This window comes from Polynucleobacter sp. JS-JIR-II-50 (assembly GCF_018687895.1).
Classification (GTDB): domain Bacteria; phylum Pseudomonadota; class Gammaproteobacteria; order Burkholderiales; family Burkholderiaceae; genus Polynucleobacter.
The window spans coordinates 640,894-663,668 of record NZ_CP061307.1 but is presented as its reverse complement, the minus strand read 5'-3'; the positions used below and the strand labels follow the sequence as shown (position 1 = coordinate 663,668).

Sequence of the window (22,775 nt, the reverse complement as noted above, 5' to 3'; positions counted from 1 at the left end):
AAGGCTAATTTAATGGAATGGAAAAAATCGCTTTAAGCGTTAATGAATCCGTACTATTAGAAAAGCCCTTACCCACCCCAGCCTGAAAAGAAAGTGGTTTGCCTTCGTAGTACATCATCAAAAAACCCAATTGCTGGGTATTTTGATAGTTGATGGGCTGACCGAGTTGATTCAGGTTGGAGTAATACTCCACCCCCAACGCCAACTCAGGCGTCACCTCTCTAGATAAGCGAGTTGCCGTGGAAAAATACGGCGACTGATGCACGTAGGGTTGCGAGAGCGGCATATCCACAATCGGATTAAATGAGAAAAGCCATTCATCAAAATGCTTACCGACAATGAAGCGCATTTCACCGTTGTATCTAGATTCATCAAACTGGGGTTGCACGTTAGCCAACTCTAGATTTGCGCCTGCGAAAAAAGAGTCGCCCTTATCTTCGCGTATTGGCAACCATTTCAAGCGCACTTTCGTTGCCGCATATTGAAATTTGTTGTCATAGTTCACATAAGAGATGTATAGGCCAGCCTCTAGATCGTGGCCTAAGCCATAAGCAAACTCTGGAGTAACCCGCACACCATTGTTATTCATCACCTCTCCTGGATAGGAGGGATTTTGAATGCCTCGGGGAGTGCTGTTTAAATGCACCTCTAGACTTGCTTCACCTTTGGCATTAATTTCGTCATCGTAGACCTGAATCTCATCCTGCAGGACCGCCATACTAATAGATGGCGAGAGGATTAATGCGGTTAATAGCATCCCTTGGATAAGCGCTGTCTTGAAGGGGTGAGCTGGCATCTGCATGATGCGTGAGTTTAACAAGAATTAGGGTTTTTTGACGCGCTCACTCCAAAGCTGCCATGGGCGACCAATGGTTTTTTCAATCGTTTCCTGTGCAGTGACAGCCTCACCAGGACTAAGGTATTGCACTTGACCCATCTTCATTGCTTCAGACTGAATACTCGCATTCTGAATTGCGTACACCGTTCTAAAGACTGCTTTCTTAATAGAGTCTGCTCCTGCAGCGTATCCATGACCGCGCATCAAAACAAAATATTGCAACCCCATGGTTTTAGATAAAGCATCACCCAGCTCTCCATTGCTAACAAACATATCCGTATCGGGATTGGGCTTAGCAAAATTTCGGATTTCGAAAACAGGCGCGCCCTCACCCAAGAATGCACTCATGTGATAGACGGGCTTGAGCGTGGTGCCTGTTAACCCATACGGCAGAATGGGTGCAGCATGGCCATGAATAACCGAATTAATATCTGGGCGATTTTTCAGAACGCCACTGTGAATAAAGCGCTCGCCATAAGCCACTCGCATATCGCCGTTTAAAGCTTTGCCATTCATATCAAATTCCATGATGTCTTCAACTTTGACAACGGATGGCGCAACGCTTCTTGCTAAAAAGAAGGTATTGGGATTGGTTGGGTTACGAACACTGATGTGGCCATAGCCATCTACTGCATTTTGGTCATACAAAATATGATTCGCAAGGACAAGTTCCTCAATCGCCGTTTTCACTGCTGGATTTTGATCCATCTGCTCCTGAACAGTTGTGGCATGTGCTTGGGCAAAAAGCAGAATCATAAAAGAGGAAAGGAATTGTTTTTTCATCATTCAACCTTGCCAATTTTTCTCACAACTTCACCCATTTGGGAGGATTCCTTATCCCAGTAGGTCTTAAATTCAGGCGCATCCATATATTGAATTGGACTTCCAGCTCCATTGATCACAGTGCGAACCCGCTCATCATTCGCAGCCTGCTTTGCAGCTTCACGCAACTTATTGGTAATGTAGTCGGGGGTTGCGCTAGGCACAAATAACCCAGCCCACTGAGAGAACTCAACCTTGACACCCATTTCTTTAAAGCTAGGTACTTCAGGCATGCTGGCTAACCTGCCATCACCCCAATGAGCCAATGCGCGCACTTTGCCCGCCTTAATTTGCTGAACGATTGAAGAAGGTCCAGTTGCAATCGCATCTACTTGGCCACCTAATAAACCCACAATCGCTGGCCCCGCACCTGTATACGGAATATGAACCATGTAGAACTTCTCGGAAGACTTGAGCATCTCCATTGGTACATGCATCGTGCCGTAATTGCCCGACGATCCAAAATTGTATTTACCGGGATTGGCTCGCATTGCCGCTACAAAAGATTTGTAATCTTTCCATGGGCTATCCGCCCTCACTACCAAAACTGTTGGGTCCGCAGTAAAGCGTGCGATCGGCTTGAGTTGATTAAGTTGAAAAGATTGCTCTCTTCCTACCACTTTATCTGCCTCAGGAATAATTGAAATGGACGATAGGGCCATCAAAATCGTATAGCCATCAGGCTTTGCTCTGGCTACTGCTGCCATGCCAATGCCGCCGCCAGCCCCAGCTTTATTTTCTACAATCACTGGCTGACCTAAGCTACGAGATAGCGCTTCTGCAACCGGCCTACCAACAGTATCAGCAACCCCGCCCGGCGGAAATGGCACAACCATAGTGATGGGCTTTGTAGGCCAGGGTTCTGGTGCCTGCGCAAATATGCTCTGAGAGGCCAAGCAAGCACATAAAAAGGCTAAGGCAGTAGCAAATGAATATTTTGATCTCATTTTTTGTCTCAAATACGTAAATTAGTTATTATTTGTGTTCTTTATCCTACTACAAGATTCATCACAATAAACAGGGGTTAGCGTAGCAAAAACCCCAGCCGGAGACAGTAATCATGAGATATGCAGCATTTGTTTTAGTCAAAGAGCCCACCGAAACCCGTGTCGGAATTGTGTCTGCTGATGGCAAGACAGTTCAAGAGCTCGACTTAGGTGTTGACGTTAGTGAAGATGGCATTATTGCCATTCTTAAATCTGACCTCGCAGGTAAGCTCCCAAAACCTATTTCCACGCATGCGTTTAGCGACATCCGTCTACTCGCTCCTGTACCTAGACCGCGTCGCAATATTTTCTGCGTCGGTAAAAATTATCATGAGCACGCTAAAGAATTTTCTAACAGCGGATTTGATGGCAGCGCTAAACCTGGAGAAGACATTCCAAGCCATGCAATCTTCTTCACGAAGCCACCCGAGTCTGTAACCGGCCCTAACACTAACGTCATCATCCCCACTGCCGTATCCACCTGCATCGATTACGAAGCGGAACTCACGATTGTGATCGGTAAAGGCGGCAAAGGCATTAGCGAAGCAGATGCTATGAAGCACGTCTGGGGTTACACCGCTATCAATGATGTGACCGCACGCGACTGGCAGCAAAGACATAAGCAATGGTTTTTAGGAAAAAGCTTTGATACCTTCTGCCCTATGGGTCCTTGGGTCGTTACAGCAGATGAAGTCGATGCCGAAAACATCCCAGTCAAGTGCTGGGTCAATGGTGAATTACGCCAAAACTCCAATACCAAAGATCTGATTTTTGATATTCCCAATATGATCGCTACGGTCTCTGCAGGCATCACACTCTACCCAGGAGACTTGATCGCTACCGGAACTCCTGTCGGCGTTGGCATCGGCTTTAAACCTCCTAAGTACCTAGTGAACGGCGATGTTGTAGTCGTTGAGATGGGTGGCATTGGAAAGCTTGAGAACACTTTTATTGCTGAGTGAAGCAGATTAAGTGTTTAAAAAACTTACTAGCCACTGATAAGAAAAGCCACCCTCGGGTGGCTTTCTTTTTGATAAACAAACCCTGGAGTGATCAAGCCAACGTAAACTTTAAATCTCCGAGTTTTTCTACTGAGCTTACGATCTTATCGCCCTTCTTCAGCCATACCTGCTTGTCTTTTGGCATACCAGCAATAACGCCTTGCGGTGTGCCAGTGAAGACGATATCTCCCGGCTCTAATGTCCAGTAGGTGCTGATGTAAGACAACATTTTTTGAGTGTTATGAATGAAGTCTGCAGTATTGGAGTTCTGACGCAACTCACCATTTACCCAAGTCTTTACCTGAAGCTTATTGGGGTCACCCACTAAGTCAGAAGTAACAAAGTAAGGTCCAATTGGGGCGTATTGATCTAAGGTCTTACCAATCATCCATTGCCCACTCGGCAATTCCAGCTGCAAATCACGTGATGAGAAATCATTTGAGGTGCAATAACCGGCCACATAATCCAAAGCAGCCGATTCGGGAACATTGCGCATCTGCTTGCCGACAACAATCAACAGCTCAGTTTCATAATCTAGCTTGTAAGAAACTGATGGTGGTGGAATTTGCAATAAACAGTTGTGAGCCGTAAGACTATTGTTGTACTTATTGAATAGCGGCGGTACTCGTGGATGAGCCATACCAACCTCATCCGCATGCGCACGGTAATTTAAACCAACGCAAACAATCTTTCCAGGGTTTTTAAATAGGCGCCCGAAAGTGATGTCGGATTCCTTTAAGTAAGGCACGCCAGATTTATCGGCGCTTGCTAATACCTTATTAAATCCCGCAGCATTACCCTCTTGCAATAATTGATCTAAGGTAGTCGGTGCTGCAATCTTCATTTTCTTAGCTACAGCACGAATATCGATAACACCTTTTGGGGTAACCACACCCAAGGTTTCTGTTCCATCCGCATTTTGGATCGAGAGAATTTTGCTGTTTTTCACCATCTCACGTGGACCAGTGTAAACCTCCCCTCCCCATACTGAGGTGGGATGAGCTGAAGCCTCCTTCATTACACCCATAGTAGAGGCAGCTACTAAACCGGCTCCAGCAGCTGAAGCAGTCTTCATAAATTGGCGACGTGAACTCATCTATATCTCCTTGTGTTGTTATCTATTTTTTAACTACAAAAGGAATACTACCGCACCCTTTTATGCGGTGCCGCAGCAAATATAGATATCAGCAGGCTTAACCCAGACCCAGATAAATAGCTAAGTGATAGGTAATAAAGGAGGCGATATAGGCCAAGCCAAACAAGTAACTCAGCATGATGATGGGAATCTTCCAGCCACCCGTCTCGCGCTTTACTGCAGCAATGGTAGATAGGCACTGAGGGGCAAATACAAACCAAGCTAGTAGAGATAGAGCAGTGGCTAAAGACCAGCCATTGGAGATTAAAGGAATTAGTGCATCAGCCGCGTCGACGCTCGAGCTAGATAGCGCATAAACCGTTGCCAATGAGCTCACCACAACTTCACGAGCTGCCATGCCTGGTACTAGAGCAATACTGATTTGCCAGTTAAATCCAATCGGCGAGAACACCTGCGCTAAGGCCTGCCCCATCATTCCAGCAAAGCTGTATTGAATCGGTGATCCTGTTGCGCCCTCAGGCGGGAACGGAAAGCTAGATAACACCCACAAACCAATAGTCATCAGCAAAATAATTCCGCCAACACGACGCAAAAAGATTTCTGCTCTTTGCCACAAGCTAATTGCTAAATTACCTAAGCGAGGCAAGTGATAGCTTGGCAACTCCATCATGAGCGCGTTCATCCTAAATTGCTCACTCGTAAAGCGCTTCAGAATCCAGGCCACTGCCATCGCGCCCAAAATTCCAGCGAGATACAGCAAGAATAAAACCAGGCCTTGTAAATCAATGCCAGCCCATAGTTTTTGCTCTGGAATAAACGCTGAAATTAATAAGGCGTATACCGGCAGACGTGCAGAACAGGTCATCATGGGCGCAATCAGAATCGTCACCATGCGATCGCGTGCATTAGAGATGCTTCTAGTCGCCATAATTCCGGGAATGGCACAGGCAAAACTGGAGAGCAGAGGAATGAAGGATCTACCGGATAAGCCGACAGAACCCATCACTCTATCTAGCAAATAAGCAGCCCTTGGAAGATAGCCCGACTCTTCTAGCAAAAGAATAAAGAAGAACAAAATCAGAATTTGCGGCAAGAAAATCACTACACCACCTAAACCCGCCAAAATTCCATTGATCAATAAACTACGTATCCATCCATTAGGCAATACTTCGACGATCTGAGCACCCAGAAAGTCCACTGCAGATTTAATCAGGTCCATGGGTAACGTAGCCCAACTGAATACGGCCTGAAAAATACAAAAGAGTAAGGCCACCAAAATGATGGGGCCAAAAACAGGATGAAGCAATACCGCATCTAAGCGATCACTCAATTGATCGGGAATGATTTGATCTAGCTTGAGGTTTTGCAGAATTCGTTGAACTTGAATATTGTCAGATTCAGTATGGGCAATATGAGAGGCCACATTCTCTAGGGTCGCATCACTAGTACCTGTGCGTAAGCCATTGAGATTGCGCCAGTCTAGATTCGATAAGAACTGCTTGATTTCATCAGCGCCATTAGACTGAATGCCAATACTAGTGAGCACCGGCAAACCCAATTCACCTGAAAGTGCGGCAGTGTCTATGTGCAGGCCTTGACGCTTAGCAATATCAAGCATATTAAGTACTACGATACAAGGCAGTCCCAAGCGCTTTGCAGCAAGTACTAAACGCAAGTTACGACGCAAATTCATGGCACTCAATACGCAAATGACTAAGTCAGGACGTTTTTCACCTTCAGCTCGACCAAGCAGTACATTGCAGGTAACACGCTCATCTAAGGATCTTGGATACAGGCTGTATGCACCAGGCAAATCCAGCAGGCGAATATTTTTGCCAGACTCGAGAGATAGGCGCCCTTCTTTGCGCTCTACAGTAACGCCCGAATAGTTCGCCACCTTTTGACGACTGCCAGTCAGCAAATTGAATAATGCAGTTTTGCCACAATTGGGATTACCCAATAAAGCTACGAGTGGCTCACTCGAGAAAAAATGAACTTTAGATTCAGACATGTGAAATGGCATCGACCGTGATCATGCGAGCTTCGGCTTGACGCAATGCGAATGTGGAGGCTCCGACGCGAACCATATACGGACCCTTACCAAGCAAACCTTTACGAAGAACAGTCACCTGTTCACCAGGTAAAAACCCAATATCTTCCAGCTGCCCCTTAATTTGAGGGGCACCCTTAGGCGCGTTAACAGCGCTGACTCGGTAAAGAACTTGCAAATCAACCTGGTCCAAATGCATGGAGGATTGTCACTTTTATCAATAAATAGGAACGATTCTCATTATATACCTTATACTTGAGAATGGTTCTCATTTACATATACACTCATTTATGAATAATACTTATACAAAACAGTTACTTATCAGCATTTTCTTATTGTTAAATTTGACAAATATCTCCTATGGAGCAAGCAACGATATCCAGATTTCAATTAAAAATGGACGATTTTTACCATCAGAAATCGATGTCCCGGCTGATACCAAAGTAAAACTGACGATTGAAAACCTAGATGACACTCCAGAGGAATTTGAAAGTTACGACCTCAACAGAGAGGTATTGATCAAGGCCAAAAGCAAGGCCTCTTTCTACATCGGACCTTTAAGTCCTGGCATCTATAAATTTGAAGGTGAATTTAGCCCTGAAACCGCTCAAGGTGTAGTGAGGGTTAAATGATGATGAGAAATAATTTAATACAAGGCTTGTGTTGCCTCACCCTTCTTTCTGTCAGTGCATTAGTTCATGCTGGAGAATACCTAAGTGGGCCGGCAGATTACATCTACTCCCCAAGAGTGGAAGAAGGTGAAAGAGAGATCGATACCAAGTTTGGAACCCAGACTCCGAGAAGCGGTGAAGACAACAGACAATCAGGCGCTTCCATTGGATTTGGATATGGCGTGAGCTCCTGGTGGTTTACGGAGATTTATGGAAAAGTCATTTGGGATGGCACTAACTCCCAATTTGATGCTGTGGAGTGGGAGAATAAATTTCAATTAACGGAAACTGGAAAATATCCTGTTGATATCGGCTTCTTGCTTGAGTTAGAGCGCCCTCAAAATCGCAATGAAGGCTATGAAGCCAAATACGGTTTCTTATTTCAAAGTGAATGGAAGAAGTGGGTCGCCAATCTCAACGTCTTGATGCAAGGACATTACACGGGCACTGAAAATCAGGGGACCTATTTCGGCTACCAGGGCCAGGTGAAGTACCGCCTTCAGCCAGAGTTGGAGCTTGGAGCCCAGATTTACTCTTGGCTAGGACAGGTCAATAACTGGAATACCAATGAACAACAACAATCTAGTGCGGGGCCGGCCATTTTTGGAAAAACCAAACTAGGTCGTAAAGAAGCCTTGAAATACAACGTAGCCTACCTCTGGGGAACCACCACCGCATCACCAAAAAACACCATCAGAATGCAGGTAGAGTACGAATTTTAAGAACAAGAGCTCAATCTCTGCTATGTTCTTATTAAATACAACCTTTTACCCATTCTGCCTAGCCTCTTATGTACCTACCAAAACATTTTTTAGTTGAAGATCAAGCGGTATTAGCCCAGCTGATTTCTGAATATCCATTAGCGACTATCGTTGCTAATCTGGATGACCATTTTGAAATCAACCACCTACCGCTCATGCTGAGCTCCGACAAAACCAAGCTTTACGGACATGTCGCCAGAATGAATCCACTCGTTAAAGTTGCGAACAGTAACAATAAATCTATTGCAGCAATCTTTAATGGACCGAATGCGTATGTGACCCCATCTTGGTATCCATCAAAACAAGAGAGTGGGAAAGTAGTTCCAACCTGGAACTATGCTGTGGTTCACGCGGAAGGCAGCATCAAGTTGATTGAGGATGCGCAGTGGTTGAGGAGTCATGTCTCACAAATGACCAATCTTCATGAGCCCACCTATCAATCCACCTGGAAGTTAGATGATGCTCCGGAAGAATACGTGCAGATGATGCTCAAGGCCATCATTGGCATCGAGATTGAGGTCGGTAGTTTGGTGGGTAAATTTAAGCTAAGCCAGAACCGGCCGGCCGAAGACTATGACGCAGTAGTAGGACAACTAGAGAAGTCGCCACAAGAAGCCTTACAAGAGATGCTGAAGTTCATGAGAGCACCCAAGTAATTAGCAACTAAGGCGTGGTGTAACCATACCTTTGCAGAATGGATTTGGCCTGATGCCCCTGCATAAAGCGATACAAATCCACTGACTCTTGAGGCGCGCCCTTGATTAACACCATGCGCTGTTTAATGGGTTCATATAATTTTGTATCAACCAATAAGAAGCTCGTTTGCTTTGTCACCTCAGGCGACTTCGCTAGAGAAAGTGCAGTAAAACCAATATCCGCTGCGCCGCTCATTACATAAGTTGTAGCGGCCCCAATATTGTCCGCATAAACAAGCTTATCTTTAGCGAGATCCGAAAGCCCCTCAGCTTTTAAATACTGAACCGCGGCTCTACCGTAGGGTGCAAGCTCGGGCTTTGCGATCGCTATCTTATTCGCCTTACTAATAGCCTTGGCTATATCTGTCTTGCTATCCAGCAAACGAATACCAGAAGAAGTTTTAGTGAGGATGGCCAACTTACCTATAGCGTAAACCACCCCTTCATCTGTTGTTCTGCCATTACTAAACAGCTCTAGTGGGAACTGCTCATCAGCAGCAATAAATAAATTAAACGGCGCCCCATTCATGATTTGTGTGGCGAAGTTACCAGACGAACCATAGACCACCCTGAGCTCGGACTTACCCGTGGCTTTATATGCAGCAGCAATCTCGATAAATGCATCTTTCATATTGGCAGCGACGGCAATAGTGGAAGTTTGCGCAAAGGCAGTGCCAAAGGAAAAAAGGAATACCGAAAATAAAGTCAGTAGGCGCGTGGTGCTCATGAAATCCATTCTAGTGGATTGATGTTTGTTTGGCGACCCAAAATAAAACTATAACCATTCCTGAATTTGTCTATTTAAACTGACCGCCTTATATCCCGGCGTCTCTCCAGAAGCGCTTCGTATCTTCCGAATTAACTTTGATGATTCTGATTGCGCAGTCATTTCTTTATTCATGGCGATAAAGAAAATTTCATCCTTGAGTGGCACAAAACCCAGGCCATTTTCCAAGGCAATATTCTTTACCCCCAAACCTACATCTGCTTTTCCAGCCAAAATGGCATTGGCGACAGCAGAGTGGGTAAATTCTTCAGCCAGGTATCCATTAATCTCAGCGGGATCAACACCCTCTTCCATAAGCAGAGTATCCAATAGGAGTCTCGTTCCAGAACCAATCTGGCGATTAATAAAGCGAACTTTTTTGCCAACCAAATCTTCTATAGATCGAATATTCAGAGGATTTCCCTTCTTCACAATCAAGCCCTGGGTTCGCTTCATCACTGGATAAATCTCAATGTCATTTTTTGTTAAGCGCTGATAAATTGCTTTTGAGCTCTTCTGATCAGAGACGTGATATCCAGCAATGTGCGCTTCATTATTCAGCAGTCTCTCCAAAGATTCCCCTGAACCAGCAATTTTTAGATCTACCCCACTTACTTCACTAGCCGCTTTTTGAATCACCGAATCGCTACTGGAGAAAAATTTCCAGCGAAGACTTTCTGACTTTTGTATTTTCTTAATTTCTTTTAGCAAAATGTCATGATATTGAGCATCATGCTTCAAATATCCTGCCTGCATATTTTCAATAAATTGAATTAAAAATTCACCAAACTCAGTCAATATTGATCCATGACCCTTGGTCCTAGCAATTAGCGGCATACCCAAAGTTTCTTCGGCCTGATTTAACTTGCCCCAAGCACCCCTGTATGAGGTGCCCGATTTTTTGCTGGCAACCACCAAGGAGCTGCCCCGACCAATATCTTTTAACAACTGAGATAGCCATATCAGGTCAATGGAGCTTTTTCCATCAGCCTTGGTTTTAACGATGAGGGTTGGTCGCACTTCAATTTGCATGTGTAATCTTTTGCATATTCAATAAGTATTAATGTATGCGATCATACGACTTTAATCAACCACTTTGAGCTTGACCATGAATAAAATGATTCGCAGACTTCTTCCCGCTATTTCAATAGCCCTCTCCATATTCGCCACCCAGGTTTGCGCCCAAGAAAAAAGTATTGTGGTCTCCTCCACCACTTCTACTGAGCAATCTGGCCTCTTCAATTACATGCTGCCTATCTTTAAGATGAAGACTGGTATAGAGGTTAAGGTTGTAGCCGTTGGAACTGGTCAGGCATTAGATATTGGCCGCCGCGGTGATGCAGATGTGGTGTTTGTTCATGACAAATCTGCCGAAGAGAAGTTTGTGGAAGAAGGTTTTTCTACTAAGCGTTACGAAGTGATGTACAACGACTTCATTCTCATCGGACCTAAATCAGATCCCGCAAAAATCGGTGGTGGCAAAGATATTCAAGTGGCACTCCAAAAAATTTCTGCAGCTCAAGCCCCATTTATTTCGCGCGCAGATAAAAGTGGCACACATGCTGCAGAACTTCGTTACTGGAAAGGAGCGGGCATTACCCCCTCCTCCAGCCAATCTTGGTACAAGGAAACAGGTTCAGGTATGGGCCCCGCCCTTAATACCGCCTCTGCTATGAATGGCTACATTTTGGCTGACCGCGGCACCTGGCTCAGCTTTAAGAATCGTGGCGATCTAGTCATCCTTGTGCAGGGAGATCCAAAGCTATTCAATCAATATGGTGTGATGTTGGTTAATCCAGCCAAGTTCCCTCATGTGAAAAAGGTCCAGGGTCAAGAATTTATTGATTGGCTCATCTCAAAAAATGGGCAGGACGTCATTGCTAGCTACAAGATTGATGGCGAGCAACTCTTCTTTCCGAACGCTAAAAAATAATCTAGTCCCATCAAGCAAAAAGCCCGCATCTGCGGGCTTTTTTACAACCGGCCTACTGACCAGTTATTTGCTGCTTATTTCATACTTACTTCTTAGGTGTTACAAAGCCAATAGCTGTGTCGTCAACAAACTCAACCATGACATCATCACCAGCTTTGAATTTCTCAAGACCAAGAACAGCTGGATCTACTTTAACTTTTTGCTTCTCGCCGCTTGGTAATGTGAAAGTCACTATACGCGTCTTTTGATCAATGGTTGAGATCTTTACAGTTGCATAAATAGTATCAGTTGTTTCCTCAAATGGCTTAGCTGCACCCTTACCAGCAATAACCACAGAGCGTACACCTGAGACACCTGGTTTTTGATCTTTACCAACAGCAGTTAGGCCAACAGCAACTGCTTGAGCATGCTCAACCAAGAACACATCGCCTTTTTTAACCTTATCCAAATCATTGACGGATTTAGCAACATTCATCTGCGCCAAGTTACCATTAGCATCTTTCAATACAACGATACGCTTCTTTGCATCCACTGAATCAACGGTTGCGCTCAAAACGACAACGTCAGCAGCCAAAGGCAACATCTTTGCAGGTAGTTGCGCAAAAACAGAGCTTGCAAAGGTGACGCCCACTGCAGCAAACAAACCAGCTAATAAAGATTTCTTCAAGATAACTCCTAGTTGAGTAAAAGGTTACGGGTGGGCCCAATATAGAGCCACAATTCATTGTAACCATTGAATGAGGCACTTTTTGTACGTTGTCGAACTATGCTGATCCCCGCATTTATTTGGTACATTGGGCAAAGATTGGCGCTTGGAGATACTGAGAATCTTGGAAATACTGATAAAACCATGGACAGAAGCTGAAATAGCAGCCTTTTTGGTGCGCCAAGAGGTATTTATATGGGAGCAAAAGGTTCCAGCTGAGCTTGAGTTAGATGAATTCGATCCCTCTGCCACCCACGCACTAGCCCATCTAAATGGGCGCTGTATTGGGACTGGAAGATTAGTAGATTTAGGCGGCAGACAGGCTCAAATTGGACGCATGGCTGTCTTGACGCAATTTAGAAATCAGGGAATAGGAAGAAAAATTCTGGAAAAGCTGATTGACCTCGCTAAATCTCAAGGGGCGGAGTCTATCGTTTTGCACTCCCAAGTAGCTGCCATCCCCTTCTATCAAAAACTAGGCTTTAAACCTGAAGGCCCCATATATGATGAGGCAGGCATGCCCCACCGTAATATGATGCTTATATTGCCAAACTAGCTTACCAATCGATGACAACTACCCACAACCCAAACCCTGCTTTATTTACTTACACCCATCGAGTCTGTTACTCCGATACAGATGCAGCAGGTTTTGTCTATCACGGACGTTATCTCGAGATTTTTGAACGTAGTCGCGCAGAATGGCTTGCCCAACGAGGCTTAAGCCCCACCAAGCTGGTTAATGAACTCAATATCGTAATGCCCGTGCGTGAACTCACTATGAATTTCTATAAGCCAGGCCGCTTGGATGACATTCTTTATATTGATCAGGCGATTGAGCATCGTGGTCGCACTCAAATATCAGTGAAACAAACAGCACAGAGAAAAGTTCTTGGCAGCGAAGATTTAGAAATCATTGCCAGCGCGGTATTACATATCGTCTGCGTTGATACCAACTCACTCAAACCCAAGGCATGGCCTGATGGGTTATTTCTTGCTGAGTAAAATTAGTATAGGAGCGGAATATGCCTGATGGAAAGTTACTAACCTTTGTTAAAGAACTCAGCTTGCTGCTCGAGCAAAAGCCAACCGAAGAGATCGTTTTTACTGAAGGCAAGAAAATATTAAAGAAGCTGATTGCAGTAGATGATTGGTTACCAGAAGAATTCACTAAACCTCACCCGCAGTACTACCAGCAATATCTCCTCTATGCAGATCCATTGGATCGCTTCTCTGTAGTGAGTTTCGTTTGGGGTCCGGGTCAAAAAACACCACTACACAATCACACCGTTTGGGGAATGATTGGTCAGTTGCGCGGTCAAGAAACAGGCACACCCTACTATCGTCAAGCAGATTCCAGTTTCAAAGCAGGTAATGCATGCGTCAGTCTGCCTGGGCACGTTGATACCGTATCGCCAGATACTCACGACATTCATGTGGTCGAGAACAGCTTGAGTGATAAAACTTCGATCAGCATTCATGTGTATGGTGGCAATATCGGCCGCATTCATCGCTCGGTATTTGATCCTGCAACTGGTGCAGAAAAGTCATTTGTATCCGGTTATGCCAATACTGTCGTGCCAAACCTCTGGAATCCAGCGTAATTCTTTAATTAACTGGCTTTTGGGGTTGATGACTTAAAATAGAGGCTCTTACTGCAAACGCTCTAGCGTGGCAGCTCACCCCATTGGCCGGGATAGTCGTTTAATTGAATACGGGTCAATACTTTATTGGCCCCTATGTTATTTACAGATCTTGGTTTATCAGAACCCATTCTTCGCGCTATTGCTGAAGAAGGCTACACCAGCCCTACCCCAATTCAAGCAAAATCGATTCCTGCCGTTTTAAAAGGCGGCGATCTTTTAGCTGCCGCACAAACTGGCACAGGAAAAACGGCTGGCTTTACGCTTCCAATTCTGCAACGCTTAAGCAGCACCCCTAAATCTAGCGGCAAAAGATTATTACGAGTTCTCATTTTGACTCCCACTCGTGAGTTAGCCGCTCAAGTCCAAGAGTCTGTTGTGACTTATGGAAAATATACTGGCTTGAAATCTACTGTGATTTTTGGCGGAGTTGGCGCTAATCCGCAAATCAAAGCCATTGCTGGTGGTTTGGATATTTTAGTAGCTACGCCAGGTCGACTGCTTGACCTCATGTCACAAAATTGCGTATCGCTAAACGACATTGAGATTTTGGTTTTAGATGAAGCCGATCGCATGCTCGATATGGGCTTCTTACGAGACATTAAAAAGATCTTGGCTGCCTTACCTAAGAAGCGTCAGAATCTTTTGTTCTCGGCCACCTTCTCTACCGAAATTAAACAATTAGCAGATGGCTTGCTCAATTCGCCTGAGTTGATTGAGGTAGCCCGTAGCAATAGCGCCAATGAAGCGATTGCCCAGTTGATTCATCCAGTAGATAGAACTAAGAAGCATCCTCTACTAGCCCATCTCATTAAGACTAACGACTGGAAGCAGGTGCTGGTCTTTACCCGCACTAAGCATGGTGCGAATAAATTAGTGACTCAATTAGAAAAGGATGGCATTACGAGTATGGCCATTCATGGCAACAAAAGCCAATCTGCTCGCACTAAAGCCTTAGCTGATTTCAAAGCCGGTAAGTTAACTGCATTGGTTGCCACCGATATTGCTGCACGCGGTATCGACATTGACCAGCTCCCTCACGTAGTGAACTACGATCTTCCAAACGTTTCTGAAGATTACGTACATCGTATTGGACGTACTGGTCGCGCAGGCTCAAATGGCGTAGCAGTTTCCCTAGTGTGCGTTGATGAACATCAGATGCTCAGAGATATTGAAAAACTCATTAAACAAAAGTTGCCGCAAGAGGTGATTGCCGGCTTTGAACCAGATCCAAATGCCGTGGCACAACCGATTCAGCTGCGCAGTCAGCAACACCAGCAATCTCGCAAGCCAAGGCCCGCTGGGACAGCTGGAGCTCCAGCGAAGAAGGCTCCTGCCAAGCGTAGTAGCCCACCTAAAAGAAGTTTTAATCGTTAATTAATTCTTTAAAATACTAAGCTTATTTTTTTATTACTACCCCGTTAATCTAATATGACTACATCACGCCGCTCAGCCATCAAAACCATTGTTGGCGCATTAGCGTTGCCAACGCTCAGCCCAATTGCCTCTGTATTTGCTCAATCTTCACTCGAGTGGACTACATACGAGATCGTGACTGAAGTCAATTTAGAGTCGCCTAAGGGCATCGCACAAAGTTGGGTTCCATTACCTCTCGTTTTGGATACAGATTATTTCCGCACTATCGCTATCCGCTTAGAAGCGAGCGATCCTAAAGCGACAACCCAAATGTATGAGACTCCGGATAAGCAAGCCCGCATGGTTTGGACCAAATGGGATGCTGCAGCAGGCACTCATAGCGTCAAAGTTTCTATTTTGGTAAGCACTCGTAATCGCAACCTAGAGCTCTCAGCACCAAATCCAGCACTCAAGCTCTCTAAAGCCGACCAACGCTTTTGGACTCGCCCTACTAAATACCTCCCCACCGATGGCATTGTGAAAGCCAAAGCGCAAGAGGCACTTGCCAAATTGCCAGCCAACGCTAGTGATGTTGATAAAGCCAAAGCAATCTATAACTGGGTGGTGGATAACACCCATCGTGACCCAAAAACACGTGGTTGCGGTCAAGGCGATGTCAAGCTCATGCTCGAAACCAATAACCTTGGCGGCAAGTGCGCTGATATCAACGCCGTTTTTGTAGCGTTAGCACGTTCAGCTGGCTTACCAGCGCGTGATGTCTATGGCATTCGTATTGCCGATTCTGCGCGCGGCTATAAGAGCTTAGGTAAGTCAGGCGATATTACTAAAGCGCAACATTGCCGTGCTGAGTTTTATGCATCAGGTTATGGCTGGGTACCCGTTGATCCAGCAGACGTTCGTAAAGTAATCCTTGAAGAAACTGGTGGTCTAGCTGTGACTGATCCAAAAGTGATCGCCATTCGTGATTACCTCTTTGGTAATTGGGAAATGAACTGGATGGCCTATAACTATGACCATGACATTGCATTGCCAGGCTCCAAGCTCGGCAGTAAAGGTGATATTCCATTCCTAATGTATCCACAGGCTGAAAATAATGAAGGCCGGTTCGACTCTCTTGATCCGGACAACTTCAAGTACAAAATTACTAGCAGACGTATTGGCTAATGCTTCATTGAGAAATTGGATGAAGTTATTTATGTACAAGCCAGCCCGAGAATTTTCTCTTGTGCTGGCTTTTTCTTTTCTGACCTTATTTAGCCTTTCGACTAGAGCAGAGTGGCGTATGCCAGCTCAGCTTGGGCTCCCATCAATAGCCCCATCTCTACAGCTAAATAACCTCTCTGGTAAATCAGTAGATCTATCCAGCCTCAAGGGTAAGGTTGTTGTGGTGAACTTTTGGGCCAGTTGGTGTGAACCTTGCCGAGAAGAATTTGAAGAGCTTATCCAGTTACAGGAAAACTACGACTCAAAAGGCCTTGTCGTTTTAGCGGTTAATCTTGCTGAAATGAAACCACGTGTCATACAGTTTTTAAAAGGCAACGGCTTCTCCGAAAACAGTCTTGAAATCTTGTTTGATCGCAATAGCATTGCCTACAAGTCCTGGAAAGCCCGTGGATTACCCACCACCTTTCTTGTTAGCAAAAGCGGCAAAATTGAAGGGGTTTGGATTGGTGCTATTGAGAACGTTGATGGCAACGAGGTCAAGGGGAAAATAGAATCCCTGCTACGCCAATAAACAAATTCCGTTCTGCATCTGATACTCTCGCTATATGAATACCGTGAACACAGCAAATTCCCCTACCGAACCACGCCTTACCTCCCTTTCTCACGGTGGAGGTTGCGGCTGCAAAATTGCTCCTGGCGTTCTTTCTGAAATCCTCCAGAACGTACCTCAACTGCCCTTTCCAAAAGAGTTGCTCATTGGCATTGAAACATCTGATGATGCCGCTGTTTATCAGATTAATGAGTCTCAGGCGATCGTAGCCACAACGGATTTTTTCATGCCGATTGTGGATGATCCGTTTGATTTCGGAAAAATTGCCGCTACGAATGCGATCAGCGATATCTATGCAATGGGTGGCACACCCCTATTCGCACTTGCCTTGGTCGGCATGCCAATTAAGGTCTTATCTAATAAAACCATTGCACGAATTCTAGAAGGTGGTGCTGAGGCTTGTCGTAGCGCCGGCATTCCCATTGCTGGTGGTCATACGATTGATTCTGTTGAGCCTATCTATGGACTAGTAGCCATTGGCATCGTGGATCCCAAGCGTGTGAAGAGTAATGCTAGCGCCAAACCGGGAGATGTATTGATTCTCGGCAAACCATTGGGTGTCGGCGTTTTATCGGCCGCGCTAAAAAAAGATCTTTTGGGGCCAGATGGCTATCGAGAGATGATCTCCAATACCACTAAGCTGAATTCTGCCGGCCCTGATTTAGCCAAACTATCTGGTGTACATGCATTAACAGATGTGACTGGATTTGGATTGGCCGGCCATACCCTAGAGCTCGCACGAGGCTCCAACTGCACAGCGCATATTGATTGGAGCCAAGTGCCCCTGCTATCGAATGTACAAAAGCTGGCTGATGATGGCATTATTACCGGCGCATCAGATCGTAACTGGCTTAGCTACGGCGATGAAGTAGGCATTCCTGCAGATTTCACACTAGCTCAACGTGCTTTATTGACCGACCCCCAAACTAGTGGCGGCTTATTGGTATCTTGCAGCCCTGAAAGCGTTAAAGAAGTATTGGATATATTTAATCAACATCAATTCCTAGGTGCGCGCGTCATTGGCCAAATGAGCAAGCGCCAAGGAATACCGCTGGTTGTTTCTTAGGACAACTCTTAATTTATTTTTTTAAATTAAATACGCTTGAGAAATCTAGCTGGCCATTACCTGCTTTGCTATGACTCTCATAAAGCTGTTGCGCTAATTTCCCAAGGGGAACACTAGCATCTAGATCTTGTGCATTCTCAACTGCCAGCCCCATGTCTTTGAGCATGAGATCAACGCCAAAACCACCAGCGTAACTTTTTGAGGAGGGCACGTTTTCCATGACACCTGGACATGGGTTATATAACTCCAAAGCCCAGTTGCGGCCCGAACTCTTAGACATAATGTCAGACAAAACTTTAGGGTCCATGCCATTGGCGATGCCTAAGCGTAGCGCCTCACTTGTCCCCAACATCTGAATACCTAAGAGCATGTTGTTACAGACTTTGACCGTCTGCCCCGCTCCATTGCCCCCAGCGTGAAAGATGTTCTTGCCCATCATCTCCAACAAAGGACGTGCGCACTCAACAGCACTTGTTTCGCCGCCGACCATAAATGTTAAGGTGCCCGCTTGCGCTCCCGCCGTTCCACCTGAGACTGGCGCATCAACCATAGCAAAGCCTTTGGCTTTAGCGGCGGCAGCAACGGCCTGCGCCACCTTTGGTGAAATCGTTGAGCAATCAATAAGCAATGTTTTAGGGTTCGCGCTTGCCAACAAACCGGCATCACCAAGATACAAGCCCTCCACATGACGAGAGGCGGGTAGCATGCTGATCAAAACATCGGCATCTTTTGTGGTGTCGTTTGCATTTGGTGAAACGCTACCCCCTGCAGCCGCAAAGGCATCAATCTGACTTTTTACTAAATCGAAGCCTGTAACTTGATGCCCTGCTTTTAATAAGTTCAGGGCCATTGGTAAGCCCATATTGCCAAGCCCAATAAATCCGATTTTCATATCGCCCTTAATTTCTGAATATTGTTTATTGTTTTCTAGAGGCGAGATATTTGACGCCCTCAGGCCCATAGGACTCAGAATGCACCTCTTTAAATCCTAGCTCAAATACATCGCCAGCCTTATAGGTCCTGCTCTCCCTATGTATGACGATATCGATATTGCCTTCAATTACTAGCGCCCTCACTTCAAATGGATGCTCGTGATTACCAAGCCCTCCGTTAGGGGCTTGCTGAACCTCTACTGGCTCAGGAAATCCTTCGCGCTCAAGCAGTAGTTGAAATTGCTCTGTATTCATGGTCTAACTATAGCGTGGATATACTCTCTTAGCATGAGGTAATTTATATAAGGGGGCATGATGGTAAAGGTCATTGGGCTGATGGAGTTGATGGATCAAAGCGCTTTTGAACAATATCGCTCTCAAGTTGGGCAAACGGTTGAGCTCTACAAGGGCTCTATCAAGAACCGTGGCTCAGTTGCAGAGCTGTTCTGGAATGAATTAGGAATTGCGTCCTTCAGATCTTTTGTGGAGCTCGAGTTTCCCCAAGAGGAAGATGCTCATGCTTGGGCCAACAGCCCCGAATATCAAATGCTAGTTCCTGTTCGTAGCAAGGCAATGAAATTAACCTTGTTTAGTGTTGTCATCTAAAGATCTCTTAACTTCGTATCCAACCAATAAAAAAGCCTAGCTCGTAAAAGCTAGGCTTATCAATCAGTCTGGAGTGAGAATTACTTCTTAGCTTCCATTGCCTCTTTAGCAGCAGTGATTTCTTTACGACGCTCTTTGCAGGCGCCAGCGATTTCTTGCAAGGCCTTACGTGCGCGAGCAGCAGATGCCTTAATACCTTTTTCAATAAATTTTTCGTTTTCAGCTTTGTATGTTTCAAAAGCAGCCAACAATGTATCGTGTTGTGACATCTCGTCTCCTATTAACAAATGAATATTCATACTGACAGCCGGATCAGTATATCCCCATAAAAACCATAGAAAATCGCCCCCTAAATCAGGGATAACTCTTATATCGGCGGCTTCAGCCAAAATAGCTCCATAACTCTTATAAATAAACTGGAGACTCCAAAATGTTCAGATATACCCTGGCAATACTGGTTGGCGCCCTCATTGGACTGTCCGCCAATGCCCAAACAAGCTCTTGGCCGACCCCCAACAAGCCGATTACCTTTATTAATCCCTTTCCCCCAGGCGGTGCTGTGGACGCCTTTGGGCGCCCCTTGGCAAAGCAGCTTTCAACCCAACTAAATGACGCCATCGTGGTTGATAACCGAGGTGGCGCAGGGGGAACCCTGGGTGCTGCAGTTGCAGCAAAAATGGCGCCAGATGGCTATACCTGGCTTCTTGGTGCAGTGCATCACTCCATTGCCCCAAGTATGTACACAAATCTCTCATATGACATCACCAAGGATTTTGAGCCCGTCGCAATGGTTGCTAGCGTCCCTCACGTCATTGTTGTAAATCCAAACAAGTTTCCAAAGAACGATCTGAAATCCATCATGGAAGAGATTCGTAAGCATCCAGGAAAATATAACTACGCCTCTACAGGCAATGGGACTTCGCAGCATTTAACAGGCGAACTATTTAAGTTACAGAATAAATTGTTTATTACCCATATTCCTTATCGTGGAACAGGACCGGCCCTTCAAGACCTTGTTGCAGGTCAAGTGGATATGATGTTTGATACCTTAGCAGGTGCAGCACCGTTTATTAAAAATGGCCAACTCATTGCAGTTGCGGTTGCAACTTCCAAAAGAGTGGATGCATTTCCAAACGTGCCAACTGCTCAAGAGTTAGGAATCTCTAATTTCATCGTATCTAGTTGGTACGCTCTGTGGGCAATCAAGGGAACACCCAAAGACATTGTCGACAAAATGAGCGCCGAAACGCAGATAGCCCTTGCTTCACCCGATATCAAGGAGCGCTGGGCAGCTATGGGCGCAAGCGTACCCAAAATGACACGCCCCGAACTGACCACCTTTATCAACCAAGAAGTCGTGCGCTGGGGCGAGGTAGTCAAGAAATCCGGTGCTAAGCTAGACTAAAAGACAATTATTCAATTAAAAATACAAGAGACAGTATGACCATTAAAACCAAAAATCATTCATTCGTTCGCAATAAACTTCTCAACAAAGAAGAAATTGCATTTTTAGATGTCCGCGAGGAAGATCCTCATGCGCATGAGCATCCCCTCTTTGCCGCAAACCTGCCTCTTTCCAGAGTAGAGATTGATGCTTATGCAAAGTTGCCAAAGAAAAATACACCTATCGTCACCTTGGATGATGGCGAAGGTTTTGCTCAATTAGCTGCGCAACGCTTAATTAATCTTGGCTACACCGATGTATCGGTTTTCGAGGGAGGCGTTCAAGGTTGGAAAGCAGCTGGCGGTGAAGTATTTAAAGATGTGAATGTTCCCAGTAAATCATTTGGTGAGCTTGTAGAATCCAAGGCCCATACCCCCTCTTTATCAGCGCAAGAAGTCAAACAATTAATCGATAACAAAGAAGATGTCGTTGTTGTTGATGTGCGCCGCTTTGATGAATACAACACGATGAGTATTCCGACGGGTATTAGTGTTCCGGGCGCAGAGCTGGTTCTGCGCCTTCCAGAGTTAGCACCCAACCCAAAGACGAAGATCATTGTGAACTGCGCAGGCAGAACTCGCAGCATTATTGGCACGCAGTCACTGATTAATGCTGGCATACCAAACGAAGTCAATGCGCTACGTAACGGCACAATTGGCTGGACACTTGCTGGCCAAGACTTGGATAAGGGGCAAAGCAGAAAGTTTCAGGAAGTGAGTGAGGACACAAGAAATGAAGCGGCAGTCCGCGCCCGCAGTGTTGCTGATCGAGCCGGCGTTAAGCGCGCTAGCCTGGGCGATGTACAGACATGGAAAGCACAATCTGATCGAACTACTTACTTCTTTGATACGCGCACTCCCGAAGAGTATGAAGCAGGTCATCTACCTGGCTTTAGATCAGTGCCAGGAGGGCAGCTTGTACAAGAAACGGAGATGGTTGCCCCGGTTCGTGGTGCACGGGTAGTTTTGGTAGACCCCAGTGGTGGTGGAGTACGCGCCAATATGCCCGCATCTTGGTTGGCGCAAATGGCTTGGGATATCTATGTTCTTGATGGAGTCAATACCTCCGATCTCACAGAAAAAGGTATTTGGAAGGCGCCCCTACCCGCTCTTCCAACAATTGAAAGCGTAGATGCCGCGTCCGTTTCTAACTGGCTTAAGAGTGATAGCAATACGATTGCCATTGATTTCAGCACCCATGCTAACTACGTTAAAGGACATATCCCTGGAAGTTGGTATGCCCTTCGATCACAACTGGCAGAAGCAATGAAAAAAATTCCTCAGGTAGATCGCTATGTCATTACCAGCACACCGGCTGAATTAAGTCTTTTTGCCGCTCAGGAAGTGCAAGCTTTGACTAAAGCCGAGGTACTCGTTTTAGAAGGCGGTAATGCCTCTTGGATAAAGGCAGGAATGAATTTAGAAAAAGGTCCGAGCCATTTAGCCTCGCCTCCTCTGGATCGCTATAAGCGCCCCTATGAAGGTACTAGCGTAGATCCTGCAGCGATGCAGGCATATCTTGATTGGGAGTTTGGTTTAGTGGAACAACTGGGCAAGGACGGAACCCATCACTTCTGGGTACTCTAAGTCCTTGCTGTTGTTCTAAAAGCTT

Annotated in this window: 27 protein-coding genes; 15 read left to right on the top strand and 12 right to left on the bottom strand. The window is 45.6% G+C overall.

Annotated features, from left to right (window positions below; translation table 11 throughout):
- Positions 1-4 precede the first annotated feature (4 nt).
- From FD963_RS03530 to FD963_RS03520, 3 genes are read right to left on the bottom strand one after another with little or no spacing between them, the layout of a single operon-like run.
- On the bottom strand, positions 5-802 hold the full coding sequence (locus FD963_RS03530; RefSeq protein WP_215363056.1) for a transporter: 798 nt from the start codon (positions 800-802) through the stop codon (positions 5-7).
- A 21-nt stretch (positions 803-823) separates the two neighbouring features.
- Positions 824-1,624 carry a class II aldolase/adducin family protein gene (locus tag FD963_RS03525; protein ID WP_215363054.1) on the bottom strand — a complete coding sequence of 267 codons (801 nt, stop codon included), beginning with the start codon at positions 1,622-1,624 and terminating at the stop codon, positions 824-826.
- On the bottom strand, positions 1,621-2,607 hold the full coding sequence (locus FD963_RS03520; RefSeq protein WP_215363052.1) for a tripartite tricarboxylate transporter substrate binding protein: 987 nt from the start codon (positions 2,605-2,607) through the stop codon (positions 1,621-1,623). The genes FD963_RS03525 and FD963_RS03520 overlap by 4 nt, the downstream gene beginning before the upstream one ends.
- Before the next feature lie 113 nt (positions 2,608-2,720).
- Here FD963_RS03520 and FD963_RS03515 point away from each other — a divergent pair, with 113 nt between their 5' ends.
- Positions 2,721-3,608: a fumarylacetoacetate hydrolase family protein gene (locus FD963_RS03515; protein WP_215363050.1), complete on the top strand. Its 888-nt coding sequence runs from the start codon at positions 2,721-2,723 to the stop codon at positions 3,606-3,608.
- Between the two features lie 91 nt (positions 3,609-3,699).
- On the opposite strand, the gene FD963_RS03510 is transcribed toward FD963_RS03515, so the two are convergent.
- From FD963_RS03510 to FD963_RS03500, 3 genes are all read right to left on the bottom strand, one after another.
- Positions 3,700-4,743: a fumarylacetoacetate hydrolase family protein gene (locus tag FD963_RS03510; protein WP_215363048.1), complete on the bottom strand. Its 1,044-nt coding sequence runs from the start codon at positions 4,741-4,743 to the stop codon at positions 3,700-3,702.
- 97 nt (positions 4,744-4,840) lie between these two features.
- Positions 4,841-6,754 (bottom strand): ferrous iron transporter B, encoded by a 1,914-nt coding sequence (locus FD963_RS03505; RefSeq protein ID WP_215363046.1) that lies wholly within the window; start codon positions 6,752-6,754, stop codon positions 4,841-4,843.
- Positions 6,747-6,992, bottom strand: coding sequence for a FeoA family protein (locus tag FD963_RS03500; RefSeq protein WP_215363044.1), 246 nt, complete (start codon positions 6,990-6,992; stop codon positions 6,747-6,749). The genes FD963_RS03505 and FD963_RS03500 overlap by 8 nt, the downstream gene beginning before the upstream one ends.
- Positions 6,993-7,083: 91 nt before the next feature.
- Here FD963_RS03500 and FD963_RS03495 point away from each other — a divergent pair, with 91 nt between their 5' ends.
- The 3 genes from FD963_RS03495 (at position 7,084) to FD963_RS03485 (ending at position 8,881) form a co-directional block, all read left to right on the top strand.
- Entirely contained in the window at positions 7,084-7,425 is a 342-nt protein-coding gene (locus tag FD963_RS03495) for a cupredoxin domain-containing protein (RefSeq protein WP_215363042.1), read from the top strand.
- Positions 7,422-8,186, top strand: a complete 765-nt coding sequence (locus FD963_RS03490; protein ID WP_215363040.1) for a hypothetical protein — start codon at positions 7,422-7,424, stop codon at positions 8,184-8,186. Before FD963_RS03495 ends, FD963_RS03490 begins: the two co-directional genes overlap by 4 nt.
- A 68-nt stretch (positions 8,187-8,254) precedes the next feature.
- Positions 8,255-8,881 (top strand): FMN-binding negative transcriptional regulator, encoded by a 627-nt coding sequence (locus tag FD963_RS03485; protein WP_215363038.1) that lies wholly within the window; start codon positions 8,255-8,257, stop codon positions 8,879-8,881.
- Positions 8,882-8,888: 7 nt separating this feature from the next.
- Here FD963_RS03485 and modA read toward each other — a convergent pair whose 3' ends face one another.
- Both modA and FD963_RS03475 read right to left on the bottom strand, forming a co-directional pair.
- Positions 8,889-9,647: a molybdate ABC transporter substrate-binding protein gene (modA, locus tag FD963_RS03480; RefSeq protein WP_215363036.1), complete on the bottom strand. Its 759-nt coding sequence runs from the start codon at positions 9,645-9,647 to the stop codon at positions 8,889-8,891.
- 48 nt (positions 9,648-9,695) lie between these two features.
- A complete protein-coding gene (locus FD963_RS03475) occupies positions 9,696-10,718 on the bottom strand; it encodes a substrate-binding domain-containing protein (protein ID WP_215363034.1) in 1,023 nt (340 codons plus the stop codon).
- Positions 10,719-10,803: 85 nt separating this feature from the next.
- Between FD963_RS03475 and FD963_RS03470 the strand changes: the two genes are divergently transcribed.
- Complete coding sequence (locus FD963_RS03470) at positions 10,804-11,619, top strand: substrate-binding domain-containing protein (protein ID WP_371818493.1); 816 nt, start codon at positions 10,804-10,806, stop codon at positions 11,617-11,619.
- An 85-nt stretch (positions 11,620-11,704) separates the two neighbouring features.
- Here FD963_RS03470 and FD963_RS03465 read toward each other — a convergent pair whose 3' ends face one another.
- The gene (locus FD963_RS03465) at positions 11,705-12,286 is read right to left on the bottom strand and encodes a hypothetical protein (RefSeq protein WP_251367299.1); all 582 of its coding nucleotides are present in this window, start codon (positions 12,284-12,286) and stop codon (positions 11,705-11,707) included.
- A gap of 163 nt (positions 12,287-12,449) precedes the next feature.
- On the opposite strand from FD963_RS03465, the gene FD963_RS03460 reads away from it, so the two are divergent.
- From FD963_RS03460 to selD, 7 genes are all read left to right on the top strand, one after another.
- Positions 12,450-12,881 carry a GNAT family N-acetyltransferase gene (locus FD963_RS03460; protein WP_251367298.1) on the top strand — a complete coding sequence of 144 codons (432 nt, stop codon included), beginning with the start codon at positions 12,450-12,452 and terminating at the stop codon, positions 12,879-12,881.
- Positions 12,882-12,892: 11 nt separating this feature from the next.
- Positions 12,893-13,327, top strand: a complete 435-nt coding sequence (locus FD963_RS03455; protein ID WP_215363030.1) for a YbgC/FadM family acyl-CoA thioesterase — start codon at positions 12,893-12,895, stop codon at positions 13,325-13,327.
- A 20-nt stretch (positions 13,328-13,347) separates the two neighbouring features.
- Positions 13,348-13,926, top strand: coding sequence for a hypothetical protein (locus FD963_RS03450; protein ID WP_215363028.1), 579 nt, complete (start codon positions 13,348-13,350; stop codon positions 13,924-13,926).
- Between the two features lie 135 nt (positions 13,927-14,061).
- Positions 14,062-15,342 carry a DEAD/DEAH box helicase gene (locus FD963_RS03445; RefSeq protein ID WP_215363026.1) on the top strand — a complete coding sequence of 427 codons (1,281 nt, stop codon included), beginning with the start codon at positions 14,062-14,064 and terminating at the stop codon, positions 15,340-15,342.
- A 54-nt stretch (positions 15,343-15,396) separates the two neighbouring features.
- Positions 15,397-16,506 carry a transglutaminase family protein gene (locus FD963_RS03440; protein ID WP_215363024.1) on the top strand — a complete coding sequence of 370 codons (1,110 nt, stop codon included), beginning with the start codon at positions 15,397-15,399 and terminating at the stop codon, positions 16,504-16,506.
- Between the two features lie 31 nt (positions 16,507-16,537).
- A complete protein-coding gene (locus FD963_RS03435; RefSeq protein ID WP_251367294.1) occupies positions 16,538-17,077 on the top strand; it encodes a TlpA disulfide reductase family protein in 540 nt (179 codons plus the stop codon).
- Positions 17,078-17,111: 34 nt separating this feature from the next.
- Positions 17,112-18,182 (top strand): selenide, water dikinase SelD, encoded by a 1,071-nt coding sequence (selD, locus tag FD963_RS03430; RefSeq protein WP_215363021.1) that lies wholly within the window; start codon positions 17,112-17,114, stop codon positions 18,180-18,182.
- 13 nt (positions 18,183-18,195) lie between these two features.
- On the opposite strand, the gene mmsB is transcribed toward selD, so the two are convergent.
- Together mmsB and FD963_RS03420 are read right to left on the bottom strand one after the other, a co-directional pair.
- Positions 18,196-19,074, bottom strand: a complete 879-nt coding sequence (mmsB, locus tag FD963_RS03425; protein ID WP_251367292.1) for a 3-hydroxyisobutyrate dehydrogenase — start codon at positions 19,072-19,074, stop codon at positions 18,196-18,198.
- 25 nt (positions 19,075-19,099) lie between these two features.
- Positions 19,100-19,369, bottom strand: coding sequence for a cupin (locus tag FD963_RS03420; RefSeq protein WP_215363017.1), 270 nt, complete (start codon positions 19,367-19,369; stop codon positions 19,100-19,102).
- Between the two features lie 60 nt (positions 19,370-19,429).
- Between FD963_RS03420 and FD963_RS03415 the strand changes: the two genes are divergently transcribed.
- Complete coding sequence (locus FD963_RS03415; protein WP_215363015.1) at positions 19,430-19,720, top strand: DUF1330 domain-containing protein; 291 nt, start codon at positions 19,430-19,432, stop codon at positions 19,718-19,720.
- Between the two features lie 80 nt (positions 19,721-19,800).
- Here the strand turns inward: FD963_RS03415 and FD963_RS03410 are convergent, their stop codons facing one another.
- Positions 19,801-19,989, bottom strand: coding sequence for a hypothetical protein (locus FD963_RS03410; RefSeq protein ID WP_028819023.1), 189 nt, complete (start codon positions 19,987-19,989; stop codon positions 19,801-19,803).
- A gap of 161 nt (positions 19,990-20,150) precedes the next feature.
- On the opposite strand from FD963_RS03410, the gene FD963_RS03405 reads away from it, so the two are divergent.
- Complete coding sequence (locus FD963_RS03405; protein ID WP_215363013.1) at positions 20,151-21,125, top strand: tripartite tricarboxylate transporter substrate binding protein; 975 nt, start codon at positions 20,151-20,153, stop codon at positions 21,123-21,125.
- 35 nt (positions 21,126-21,160) lie between these two features.
- The gene (locus tag FD963_RS03400) at positions 21,161-22,750 is read left to right on the top strand and encodes a rhodanese homology domain-containing protein (protein ID WP_215363011.1); all 1,590 of its coding nucleotides are present in this window, start codon (positions 21,161-21,163) and stop codon (positions 22,748-22,750) included.
- Positions 22,751-22,775: the final 25 nt, after the last annotated feature.